Below are 12,240 nucleotides of genomic sequence, written 5' to 3'. Positions count from 1 at the left end.
GAGCTGGCGCAGAAGGGCGTCACCGACCCCGCCTACGTGCCCGGCCCCTACATGCCCAGCGAGTACCAGGTCAACGCGTTCTGCAACTGGTACCTCGACCGCATCAACGACTACATCGAAGAGGGCGTGTCGTGAACCAGCTGGGACCGGGCGCCGTGCGTGCCGAGTACGACCGTTGGGACGAGGATCCCATAGGACGCCCCCTCACGTGCACGCGCATCACGCGGCGAACGGGGCAGATCGCCACGTTCGAGTTCGTCGCCGACGATCGCCGTGCGCTGCCGCACGAGCCCGGGCAGTACATCACGGTGAGCGTCGACATCGGCGGGGAGCGGGTCAGTCGGTGCTACACGGTCAGCTCCCCGTCCACCCGGCCTTACTCGGTGCAGCTGACGATCAGGCGCGAGGCGGACGGGGTGATGTCGCGGTGGCTGCATGACAACCTGCGCGTCGGCGACCGGGTCGAGCTGAGCGGGCCGGCGGGGGAGTTCTCGACGGCGTTCCACCCGGCCGAGCGGCTGCTGCTGCTGGCCGGCGGCGTCGGCATCACCCCGATGATCTCCATCCTCGAATCCATCCACGACCTGGCCCAGCCGGTCGACGTCGTGCTGGTGCACAACTCCCGCGCCCCCGAGTTCGTCGCCTTCGCCGAGGAGCTCGCCCGCATCAACGCCGAGAACGCGCATGTGCGCGTCATCCAAGCGGTCTCGCATGACCCCGACGGAGCATGGCTCGGACCGGTCGGTCGACTGGATGCCGGGATGCTCGGCGAGAACGTGCCCGATCTGCTCGACCGGGAAGTGTTCATCTGCGGCCCCGATGCATATATGGTTCACGCCGAATCGCTGCTGTTGAGCCTGGGCGTCGATCGCGACCGCATCCATCAGGAGTCGTTCGTGCTGGCGGGGGCCGAAGAGGTCGTGGTCGATCCCACCGCGGAGGGGCTTCACGCCGTCACGTTCGCCAAGAGCGGCAAGACGGTCACCATCGCGGACGGGCTCACCGTGCTGGACGCCGCCAAGGAATGCGGCATCCGCATCATGACGTCCTGCCAGAACGGCATCTGCGGCACCTGCAAGACCGGCAAGATCTCCGGCGACGTCGACATCGCCCACAACGGCGGCATCCGCCAACGCGAGATCGACAACGGCAAGATCCTCGCCTGCTGCTCACGCCCCCGCGGACCCGTCGTCATCGACGCCTGAACCCCTTGACGAAACGCCCTGAGAGGAGGACGATATGTTGCTAAGAGCGAACCGGTTGCGTGATAAGCAACAGTCAGCCCCTTTTCGAGGGACAGAGATGTCCACACTCCGTCAACGTCGACGGCTCGACACACGGTGACACGCCAGAAGCAGCACCGTATGCACACGAAGGAGGGACCGCCGCTGGAGGACATCCAGCGGGTCACATCGAACAGTCCGGGAACGCAGCCATCGTTCGACGATCCATCGAGCAGGCGTCGCGACCCATCGCACACCCATGAAGGAGGTGGATGGCCGTCTCCGATACCCCCCATCAGGAGAGGCCGCCGCGTATGACTTCCACAGATACAACCCGCATCCTCATCGATTCGTTGAAGGATGCCCACTCCCTCAAAGAGCAGCCCCGTCGCCTGGGGCTGGACAAGATCGTGTTCGGCGTCGCGGCTCTTCTCGCCGTGGGCTTCGTCGCGTGGGGCGTCATCAGCCCGACAAGCCTCGGTTCGGTCGCCGCATCGGCCCTCGAAGGGACGATGAACAACCTCGGCTGGCTGTTCGTCAGCGCTGCGACGATCTTCACCGTGTTCGTCCTCGTCGTCGCTCTGGGACGGTTCGGGCGGATCCCGCTGGGCAAGGATGGCGATCAGCCTCAGTTCCGGACATCCTCGTGGGTTGCGATGATGTTCGCGACCGGCATGGGCATCGGCCTGGTCTACTGGGGCGTCGCCGAGCCCCTGTTCTTCTACCTCTCCCCGCCGCCGGGAACGGTGGAGCCGCAGACGCCCGAGGCGCTCAACGTCGCCATGGGGCAGACGCTCTTCCACTGGACGCTCTTCCCGTGGGCGATGTACGCCATCGTCGGGCTGGGAATGGCATACGGCACCTATCGCCTGGGTCGCTCGCAGCTGTTCTCGTCGATGTTCACGTCGATCTTCGGCCCGAAGGTCGTCAACGGGGCCGGTGGGCGCGTCATCAACATCCTGGCGATCCTCGCCACGCTGTTCGGCTCGGCCTGCTCGCTCGGGCTCGGCGCGCTGCAGATCGGCGCGGGCATCGAGACGTTCGGCCTCCTGCCCGAGGTGGGCTCGCCGGTGCTGGTCGTGATCATCGCGGTACTCACCGCGGCGTTCGTTGCGTCGGCGGTCTCAGGCATCGAGCGCGGCATCCAATGGCTGTCGAACATCAACATGGTGCTCGCGGTCATCCTCGCGATCATCGTGTTCCTGGGCGGACCCACGCTCTTCATCCTCAATGTGCTGCCTGACGCGGTCGGCGCGTTCGTCGGCAACCTTCCCGAGATGGCCTCGCGCACCGCGGCGGCCGGTGACGAGTCGATGGCCGCATGGATGTCGGGGTGGACCGTCTTCTACTGGGCCTGGTGGATCTCGTGGACGCCCTTCGTCGGCATGTTCATCGCGCGCATCTCGCGCGGCCGGACGATCCGTCAGTTCGTGACCGGTGTGCTCCTGGTGCCGTCGATCGTGTCGACGATCTGGTTCGTCATCTTCGGCGGCGGGGCCATCGGGATCCAGCAGCGGGCGGAAGCCGTCGGCGACCTCTCTGCCGGCATCGCAGACGTCGTGGATGGCGTCCCGGTCGTGAACTCCGACACCGCGCTGTTCAACCTTCTGAACGCCCTTCCGTTCCCGACGTGGGTCACCATCGCGCTCACCGTGTTGACAGTGGTGCTCATCGGCATCTTCTTCGTCACCGGCGCGGACTCCGCGTCGATCGTGATGGGGATGCTGAGCGAGAACGGCACCGAGCACCCGCGTCGGCGCATCATCGTGTTCTGGGGCGTCGCCACCGGCGCCGTGGCCGCGGTCATGCTGCTCGCCGGCGGTCAGGATCCGGCCGCCGCCCTCAATGGCCTGAAGAACATCACGATCGTCTCGGCGGTGCCCTTCGTCATCGTGATGCTCCTGCTGTGCGTCGCGCTGTGGAAGGACCTGGCGCGAGATCCGCTCGTGATTCGCACCGACCTCGCACAGCACCTTCTTGCCGAGTCGGTCGCGCAGGGGGTTGAGACCCACGCGGGCGTGCCCTTCACGCTCAACACGATCGAGGTGCCGATCGTCTCGCCGGCCCCGGACGCGCCCGCCACAGGAGTGTCACCGTCCACCAACGGCGGGGGATCCCCGCCGGATCCCGGCCGCCTCCGCTCGACCAAGATCATCGCCACAGAACCCGTGGCGAGCGATTCGGAGGCCACGGCACGGCTCGACGAGAGCGCGGCCCCGAAGGTGGCTCCGAAGAGCTGAGCGCGCCTGATAGCGAGAGGCGCCGCGCGGCATCGATCTTCGAGCGAGCCGCGCGGCGCCTTTCATTTCCGGCGACGAAACCATTGTGCAGGGGACACCTACGCCGCATAATGGTTGCATCAGACGCACGTTGTGCACACGACGCAACAACTGAATCCCGACTTCTCACCAATCGCAAGGATCTCCCGTGACTCTCACCTCCCTCTCGGCGCCGGCGGCCGACAACGCGGTCGCCTCGCCCGTCGTGCTCACGCTCAGCTGCGCGCAGGCCCCCGGCATCGTCCGCGCCGTGACCGGCTTCCTCTACGAACGCGGCTTCAACATCCAGGAGCACCACCAGTTCGACGACGCTCACCTGGACGCGTTCCACCTTCGGACGTCGTTCTCCGGGGGCGAGGGCGACCTCGACATCTCCGAGCTCGAGGAGCAGTTCGCCGAGATCGCCGCGCAGTTCGACATGGAGTTCGCGTTCCACACCAGCCAGTCGCCCCGCATCCTGGTGGTGGTGTCGAAGTCCGGCCACTGCCTCAACGATCTGCTGTTCCGCTGGCGGGCGGGCACCCTGGGCGGTGAGATCGTCGCCGTGGTGTCGAACCACGAGGACCTCCGGCAGATGGCCGAGGCAGCGGGCCTTCCCTTCGTCGTCGTGCCCGTCACCGCCGACACGAAGGCCGCCGCCGAGGATCGCCTGCGCGGACTCGTCGACGAGTACGACGCCGATCTGGTCGTGCTCGCCCGCTACATGCAGGTGCTCTCGGACGAACTGTGCCGCGACCTCGCCGGGCGCGCCATCAACATCCACCACTCGTTCCTGCCCGGCTTCAAGGGCGGCCGCCCGTACCACCAGGCATACGACCGGGGCGTCAAGCTCATCGGGGCGACCGCCCATTACGTCACGGGCGACCTCGACGAGGGCCCGATCATCGAGCAGGACGTGCAGCGCGTCAGCCACGCCGCCGACCCGCGCACGATGGCCACGCTCGGTCAGGACGTCGAAGCCCTCGTCCTCTCGCGGGCCGTCCGCTGGCACTGCGAGCACCGCGTACTCGTGCGCGGCCACCGCACCATCGTCTTCAACTGATTCAGGACTCGAGGAAACACCATGGCAACCGCACCCCGCGTCGTCATCATCGGAGCCGGCGTCGTCGGCGTCAACATCGCCGACGAGCTCGCCCAGCGCGGCTGGACGAACACGCTCGTCCTCGAGAAGGGCCCGCTGGACCTTCCCGGCGGCTCGACCTCCCACGCGCCGGGCGTCGTCTTCGCCACCAACGGCTCGAAGAGCATGACCGAGTTCGCGATCTACACGATCGACAAGTTCAGCGATCTCAAGACGGCCGACGGCAGGGGCTCGTTCAACCACGTGGGCGGGCTCGAACTGGCCACCACGCCGGAGCGCCTCGCCGAGCTGCACCGTCGCGCCGGCTGGGCGGCATCCCGCGGGCACGAGGGCCGCGTGATCGACGCGAGCGAGGCCAAGCGTCTCTATCCGCTGATCGACCAGGATCGCGTCCTCGGGGCGTACCACACGCCGCGCGACGGCATCGCGCTCGCGGTGCAGGCCAACCGCCTCCTCATCGAGCGCACGCGCGCAGCGGGCGTCGAGTACCGCGACGCCACGACCGTCACCGGCATCGACCAGGCAGGCGGCAAGGTCACCGGGGTGTTCGTGAACGACGGCGAGCGCATCCCGGCCGACATCGTGATCTCCGCTGCGGGGTTCTGGGGCCCGGCGATCGGCGAGCTGATCGGACTCAAGGTTCCGCTGATCCCGCTCGCGCACCAGTACGCCTGGACGACGCCGCTGGAGGTGCTCGCGGGGCGCAACGAGCAGCCTGCCGGCGCGTCGCTGCCGATCCTGCGTCATCAGGACCGCGACCTCTACTTCCGCGAGTGGGGGGACCGCATCGGCGTGGGCTCCTACGACCACGACCCGATGCCGGTGGACATCACGACGCTCGAGGAGTATTCCGCGAGCACCATCACCGCCGAGCAGATGCCGTCGAGCCTCGCGTTCACGCCGGAGCACTTCGCCCCGGCGTGGGAGGCCACGCAGGAGCTGCTGCCCGACACTCGCGGCGCGCAGATCCAGAAGGGCTTCAACGGCATCTTCTCGTTCACGCCGGACGGCGGGTCGCTCGTGGGCGAGGCGAAGACCCTCGACAACCTCTTCGTCGCGGAGGCCGTCTGGGTGACGCACTCGGCCGGTATCGCGCGGGCCGTCGCCCAGCTCCTCACCCAGGGCTACTCGGAGGTCGACCTCGGAGACAGCGACGTGAACCGGTTCGAGGCCGCCCAGCTGACACGCGAGTACGTGCAGACCACCTCGGAGCGCAACTTCGTCGAGGTCTACGACATCCTCCACCCGCTCGACCCCAAGAAGGAGCCTCGCGGTCTGCGCACGAGCCCGTTCTACGAACAGCAGAAGGCGCTCGGGGCGTACTTCCTCGAGGGCGGGGCGTGGGAGCGTCCGTACTGGTACGAATCCAACGCCGCGCTGCTCGACGAGCTCCCCGACGAGTGGAAGCCCCCGCAGCGCGAGGCGTGGGCGGCGAAGTTTTCCTCGCCGATCTCCGCGGTCGAGGCGTACAAGACGCGCACCGCCGTGGCGATGTACGACATGACGCCCCTGAAGAGGCTGGAGGTGTCGGGCCCCGGCGCGGGGACGCTGCTGCAGCGCCTCACCACGGGTGAGATGCTGCGCGCCCCCGGAGCGGTGACGTACACGTTGCTGCTCGACCGCGCCGGCGGGATCCGCAGCGACATCACCGTCGCCCGGCTCGACGAGGAGACCTACCAGGTCGGCGCGAATGGCGCGATCGATGAGGCCTACCTTCAGCGTGAGGCCCGCTGCCAGACGAGGAACGACCCGTCTCAGTGGGTCCAGGTGCGCGACACCACCGGTGGCACCGCCTGCATCGGGCTGTGGGGTCCGCTCGCGCGAGAGGTGATCTCGCGGGTGTCCGCCGACGACTTCAGCAACGACGGTCTCAAGTACTTCCGTGCCAAGCAGGTGTCGATCGCCGGCGTCAGCGTGACGGCGATGCGCCTGTCGTACGTGGGCGAGCTCGGCTGGGAGCTGTACACGAGCGCCGACACCGCCCGCTTCCTCTGGGATGCGCTGTGGGAGGCCGGTCAGGAGTCGGGCATCGTGGCGGCCGGCCGCGCCGCGTTCAATGCGCTGCGCCTGGAGAAGGGGTACCGCTCGTGGGGAACCGACATGACGACCGAGCACGAGCCGGGTGAGGCGGGTCTCGGGTTCGCCGTCAAGGCCACCAAGACCGACTTCGTGGGCAGCCGCCGGCTCGAAGCGCGGGCCGCGGCATCCACGAAGCGTCTCCGGTGCCTCACGATCGACGACGGCACCTCGATCGTCCTCGGCAAGGAGCCCGTCTACCTCGACGGCACGCCCGTCGGCTACGTCACCAGCGCCGCCTACGGCTACACCGTGGGTCGTCCGATCGCGTATGCGTGGCTGCCGCTGTCGATCGATGTCGGCGACGCCGTCGAGATCGAGTACTTCGGCACGCGTGTGGCGGCCACCGTCGCCGCGGAGCCGTTGTTCGACCCCGACATGACCAGGCTCCGCGGATGACATCTCGCCCGCCGATCCTCGCGGGGACGGCCGACTGCGGTCGTCCCCGCGACGCGACGGCGCGCGCATCCGCCATAGACTGGCCGAGTGAGTGCCGAGCCGACGATGAAAGCCGAGACTCCTCCTGCGTCGGGCGAGACCTCAGCCGTGCAAGCCGCTGACCGCGTGCTTCAGATCCTCGAGATCCTCGCGGACAACGGCCCGACCGGCGTCAGCGCGATCGCGCGGGAGCTCGGCGTCCACCGGTCCACGGCCTTCCGGCTCCTCGCCACTCTCGAGGGCCGGCGCTTCGTCGTCCAGGAGACGCATCGAGGTACCTACTCACTCGGCGCCGGCGCCCTCCGCATCGCCGGTGCCGTGGCGCTGCGCATCGATCTCGCCCGCGAGGCACAGGAGATCTGCGACGAAGTGACGGCGCGTCTCGGTGAGACGTCGAACGTCGCGATCCTCGTGGAGGATGCCGCCGTCAACATCGCGCAGGCCACCGGCACATCCAGCGTCGCCGTGCGCGACCAGTACGTCGGCCAGCGGACGCCGCTGCATGCGACGTCGTCCGGCAAGGCACTCCTGGCGTTCGCGGGGGATGATGCCATCGAGGCCGTTGCGGGTTCCCTCGAGCGATTCTCGGACACGACGATCACCGATCCCGCGAAGCTGCGCGACGAGCTCGCGCTCGTGCGGGAGCGCGGCTGGGGCAGCGCCCTCGCCGAATGGCAGGACCACACCAACGCCGTCGCCGTCCCGGTGTTCGCCACCGACGGCTCGGTGGTCGCCGCGCTGAGCATCACGGCGCCGGCCTTCCGTCTGCCGCCTGAGGCGCTTCCCGGACTCGCGGAGGAGCTGCGCGGTTTCGCGCAGGAGCTTGCTCGCCGTCTGGGGCACCTGACGCCGCGCTGACGCGGCAACGGTCAACGGGGGCGGGTGCTCGCGCGATGACGAGGAGGTCAGGATGCTGTTCACTCAGCTCGAATACTTCGTCGCGGTCGCCCGCGAGAAGCATTTCGGCCGTGCCGCGGCGGCGTCGTACGTGTCGGCCTCGGCCCTTTCGGAGTCCATCCGCAAGCTGGAGACCGAACTGGGCGTCCCGCTCGTGCGGCGAGGGCGGTCTTTCCAGGGGCTGACGCCCGAGGGCGAGGCCGTGCTGGTGTGGGCGCAGCGCGTGATCGCCGATCATCGCGCGCTCAAGGACGAGGTGTCCAGCGCGGTGGGGCGATTGAGCGGGGTGGTGCGCGTCGGCGTGATCCCTTCGGGGGTCGCGCTGGCCGCTCGCGTCCTTGCGGAGCTCTGCGCCACGCATCCGGATCTCCGGGTGCGTCTCATCACCGGACTGACCTCAGAGCAGGTGGTCGGCGGGCTTCGCTCCTTCGAGTTGGATGCCGGCCTGCTCCACCCGTCAGCGGCGGCCGACGACATCCGCCACATCCTCGTGGAGACCGATCGGCTCGTCGTCGTCGGATCCGCGATGCGACCCGACCTGAACGACGCGATCGAACTGGCCGAGCTGGAGCGGATGCCGGTGTGCGTGCTCGAGCCGGGCATGCGCGCCCGGCACATCCTCGACGAGGCGCTCGCCGAAAGAGGGGCGCGACTGCGCCCGCGCGTGGAGGTGGACTCGGTGGAGGCGCTGCTCGCATTGGCGCGTACCGGGGAGTGGGTGAGCGTGGTGCCGCGCTCAGCCGTGCCCAAGGCGGCGGCCAGCATCGGAGTGAAGGTGGCCGAGATCGTGCGCCCGGAGGTCAGCATCCCGATCGTGCTCGCGACGCTCGGTGACGAACCGCGGCCGCCGCTGTCGCTCGCGGTCGACGAAGCCGCACGCCGCCTCGTCACGCCTGCGGCCTGACTTCTCGGCGCGGGATGATACCGGATCCTGCTCGGTCGCGCGAGGCGAATTCTCCCGGTCGACCTCACCGGACGAACGGCGCGAGCGTCGCCCTTCTGCCGGACATAACCTGGCGCCATGGCGACGCAGCCCCCGAAGACAGACATCGACGAGACCCGCATGCACGTGTCGCGACCCAAGAAGGTCGCGGTGGGCGTGCCCGCAGTGCTGCATGCGCTGCAGATCGCCAACGCGCAGATGGGCGTCAAGCGCTCGGTGCAGACGCTCCTGCGCGTGAACCAGAAGGACGGCTTCGACTGCCCCGGCTGCGCCTGGCCCGAAGAGGACAAGCGCCATATGGCGGAGTTCTGCGAGAACGGGGCCAAGGCGGTGGCCGAGGAGGCGACGCTGCGCAGGGTGGGACCGGAGTTCTTCGCCGCGCACTCGCTCGATGAGCTCCGCACGCACGACGACTGGTGGCTCGGCCAGCAAGGGCGGCTGACCCACCCGATGGTGCTCGACGAGAGCGGGACCCACTACCGCCCGATCTCGTGGGACGACGCGCTGCGGCTCGTCGCCGATGAACTCAAGGCGCTCGACCACCCCGACGAGGCCGTGTTCTACACCTCCGGACGTACGTCCAACGAGGCCGCATTCCTGTACCAGCTGCTCGTGCGGGGCATCGGCACCAACAACCTCCCGGACTGCTCCAACATGTGCCACGAGTCCAGCGGCTCGGCCCTCACCGAGACCATCGGCATCGGCAAAGGCACCGTCTCCATCGAGGACGTCCACGAGGCCGACCTGCTCATCGTCGCCGGCCAGAACCCCGGCACCAACCACCCGCGCATGCTGTCGGCGCTCGAGAAGGCGAAGCAGCGCGGCGCCCGCGTGATCGCCGTCAACCCGCTGCCCGAGGCCGGTCTGATGCGGTTCGAGAACCCGCAGACGGTACGCGGCGTGGCGTTCGGCGGCACGAAGATCGCCGATCGATTCGTGCAGATCCGCGCCGGCGGTGACCAGGCGCTGTTCCAGGCGATCGGCAAGCACCTGCTCGAGGCCGAGGAGGCCGAAGGCGGCGTGCTCGACCACGCCTTCATCGCGGAGCACACCAGCGGCTTCGACGCCTACCGGCAGGCGATGACGGATGCCTCGTGGTCCGAGCTCGTCAAGGCGACCGGGCTTCCCGAGAAGACGCTGCGCCGGGTGGGCGAGGAAGTGCGCACGTCGAAGGCCACCATCGTCTGCTGGGCGATGGGACTGACCCAGCACAAGCACTCGGTGCCGACCCTGCGCGACGTGGTGAACGTGCTGCTGCTGCAGGGCAACATCGGCCGCGCCGGCGCGGGCGTGTGCCCCGTGCGCGGCCACTCCAATGTGCAGGGCGACCGCACCGTCGGCATCTACGAGAAGCCCGCCGAGGAGTTCCTCGAGGCCCTGGACCGGGAGTTCTCCTTCCGGGCCCCGCGGGAGCACGGGTTCGACACCGTCGAGGCGATCCGGGCGATGCGCGACGGCCGGGTCCGGTTCTTCATGGGCATGGGCGGCAACTTCGTCTCCGCGACCCCCGACACCGCGGTGGTCGAGGCGGGCATGGCACGGGTCGATCTCACGGTGCACGTGTCGACGAAGCTGAACCGGTCGCACGTGGTGACGGGGCGTCGCGCGCTCATCCTGCCGACCCTCGGCCGCACCGATCGCGATCGTCGCGGCGGTACGGAGCAGCGGGTGACGGTCGAGGACTCGATGGGCGCTGTGCACGCCTCGCGCGGCCGGCTCGCCCCGCCGTCGGAGGAGCTCCTCAGCGAAGTCGCCCTCGTCGCGCGGCTGTGCGGCCTCGTGTTCGGGGAGGGGTTCTCGCCGGCGGTGGCCCCTGTCTCCCACGGGGGCGATGCCGAACGCGGCCTGCCCGAGCACGGCGCGATCGAGGGGACGCCCGCCGCCCCCGCCGCTTCCCACTCCGCGGCCGCCGACTCGGTGGCCGTCGCGGCGACCGAGCCGCGCACCGCGGCAGCCGAACGCCACCGCTCGGTCGCTGACCTCGTCGACGCGCCCAACGTCCCCCGGGCCGACTGGGCGGCGCTCGAGGCCGACTATGCGCTCATCCGCTCGCACATCGAGCACACCATCCCCGGATTCGAGGACTTCGAGACGCGCATCCAGAAGGGTCGCACCTTCTTCCTGCCGAACGGTCCCCGCGACTCGCGCCGGTTCGCGACCGTCGACGGCAAGGCGCGGTTCACCGCCAACCCGCTCGAGTACCCGGTGATCCCGCGGGGTCGGCTGCTGCTGCAGACGCTGCGCTCGCACGACCAGTACAACACCACGATCTACGGCAAGGACGACCGGTACCGCGGCATCCACGACGGGCGACGCGTCGTGCTCGTGAACACCAAGGACATCCAGGCTCTCGGGTTCGCTGAGGACGAGATCGTCGACCTGGTGTCGGAGTGGACGCGTCCGGACGGCACGATCGAGGAGCGCCGCGCCGAGGAGTTCCGCATCGTCGCCTACAACACGCCCAAGGGCAACGCCGCCGCCTACTACCCGGAGACGAACGTGCTCGTGCCGCTCGACTCCGTCGCCGACATCTCGGGCACGCCCACCTCGAAGGCCGTGATCGTCCGTCTCGAGCACCGCGGATGAGCTCGATCGCTCGCGCGTCGCTCCGGGAGGCGAAATCGGTGCGATTGGCGGTGATCAGCTCGGCCCCACTCGACGTGGACGCGCATCTTCGGGCGGTCGACGATCCGTCAGCGGGGGCGGTCACGACGTTCGTGGGGCGGGTGCGCGATCATGATCCGGATGCCGCGATCGCCGTCGACGCTCTCGAGTACTCCGCGCACCCCGACGCGGAGCGCGCGCTGCAACGGATCGCAGAGTCGGCAACGGACGAGAGCGATGCGTTCGTCGCCGTGTCGCATCGAGTCGGGCGCCTGAGCGTCGGCGACATCGCGGTCGTGATCGCCGTGGCCTCCGCCCACCGCGGCGACGCGTTCGCCGTGTGCAGGACCCTCATCGAGACGATCAAGACCGATCTCCCGGTGTGGAAGCGGCAGGTGGAGATCGACGGCACGGCCACCTGGCTGGGGCTCGGCGGATGACGGCGATCCCGGTCACGATCGCGCGGCGGATGCCTCGTTCCTCGGCGTCCGTCGCGCTCCGAGCTCCTGCTTCCGCGGCCTCTGCACCCGTCGCTCCGGCCGCGACGATGGGCGATCCGCTCGTGGATACGCATGGGCGGGTGCATCGGGATCTGCGGATTTCGTTGACGGATCGGTGTTCGTTGCGGTGCACGTATTGCATGCCGGAGCAGGGCAATGAGTGGTTGGCGAAGTCGAGCATTCTGACGGTGGATGAGAT

Annotated in this window: 8 protein-coding genes and 1 pseudogene; all 9 read left to right on the top strand. The window is 68.9% G+C overall.

Annotated elements, in window-relative coordinates:
* Window positions 1–131: 131 nt before the first annotated feature.
* On the top strand, window positions 132–1,205 hold the full coding sequence (locus tag JNB61_RS19710) for a hybrid-cluster NAD(P)-dependent oxidoreductase (protein ID WP_220340718.1): 1,074 nt from the start codon (window positions 132–134) through the stop codon (window positions 1,203–1,205).
* A gap of 332 nt (window positions 1,206–1,537) precedes the next feature.
* Window positions 1,538–3,463 (top strand): BCCT family transporter, encoded by a 1,926-nt coding sequence (locus JNB61_RS19705; protein ID WP_220292937.1) that lies wholly within the window; start codon window positions 1,538–1,540, stop codon window positions 3,461–3,463.
* A gap of 187 nt (window positions 3,464–3,650) precedes the next feature.
* Complete coding sequence (gene purU, locus JNB61_RS19700) at window positions 3,651–4,544, top strand: formyltetrahydrofolate deformylase (protein ID WP_220340717.1); 894 nt, start codon at window positions 3,651–3,653, stop codon at window positions 4,542–4,544.
* A 21-nt stretch (window positions 4,545–4,565) separates the two neighbouring features.
* Window positions 4,566–7,058, top strand: coding sequence for a GcvT family protein (locus JNB61_RS19695; RefSeq protein ID WP_220340716.1), 2,493 nt, complete (start codon window positions 4,566–4,568; stop codon window positions 7,056–7,058).
* An 87-nt stretch (window positions 7,059–7,145) separates the two neighbouring features.
* Window positions 7,146–7,955, top strand: a complete 810-nt coding sequence (locus JNB61_RS19690; RefSeq protein ID WP_220292944.1) for an IclR family transcriptional regulator — start codon at window positions 7,146–7,148, stop codon at window positions 7,953–7,955.
* Window positions 7,956–8,007: 52 nt separating this feature from the next.
* Window positions 8,008–8,898 (top strand): LysR family transcriptional regulator, encoded by an 891-nt coding sequence (locus JNB61_RS19685; RefSeq protein WP_220292945.1) that lies wholly within the window; start codon window positions 8,008–8,010, stop codon window positions 8,896–8,898.
* A gap of 117 nt (window positions 8,899–9,015) precedes the next feature.
* Entirely contained in the window at window positions 9,016–11,523 is a 2,508-nt protein-coding gene (locus JNB61_RS19680; protein ID WP_220340715.1) for an FdhF/YdeP family oxidoreductase, read from the top strand.
* Window positions 11,520–11,981, top strand: coding sequence for a molybdenum cofactor biosynthesis protein MoaE (locus tag JNB61_RS19675; RefSeq protein ID WP_220340714.1), 462 nt, complete (start codon window positions 11,520–11,522; stop codon window positions 11,979–11,981). The genes JNB61_RS19680 and JNB61_RS19675 overlap by 4 nt, the downstream gene beginning before the upstream one ends.
* Window positions 11,978–12,240: pseudogene (locus JNB61_RS19670) on the top strand (GTP 3',8-cyclase MoaA); the annotation flags it as partial. The gene JNB61_RS19675 and the pseudogene JNB61_RS19670, both read left to right, overlap by 4 nt.

It is taken from the genome of Microbacterium ureisolvens (assembly GCF_019511645.1).
GTDB lineage: Bacteria > Actinomycetota > Actinomycetes > Actinomycetales > Microbacteriaceae > Microbacterium > Microbacterium ureisolvens_A.
Note: the sequence above shows the minus strand (reverse complement) of the source record. Positions and strands in the feature narration are given on the sequence as shown.

Coding starts and splice junctions, on each gene's coding strand:
- JNB61_RS19705 (WP_220292937.1), top strand. CDS start 1,538: ATGACTTCCACAGATACAACCCGCATCCTCATCGATTCGTTGAAGGAT.
- JNB61_RS19695 (WP_220340716.1), top strand. CDS start 4,566: ATGGCAACCGCACCCCGCGTCGTCATCATCGGAGCCGGCGTCGTCGGC.
- JNB61_RS19685 (WP_220292945.1), top strand. CDS start 8,008: ATGCTGTTCACTCAGCTCGAATACTTCGTCGCGGTCGCCCGCGAGAAG.
- JNB61_RS19680 (WP_220340715.1), top strand. CDS start 9,016: ATGGCGACGCAGCCCCCGAAGACAGACATCGACGAGACCCGCATGCAC.
- JNB61_RS19675 (WP_220340714.1), top strand. CDS start 11,520: ATGAGCTCGATCGCTCGCGCGTCGCTCCGGGAGGCGAAATCGGTGCGA.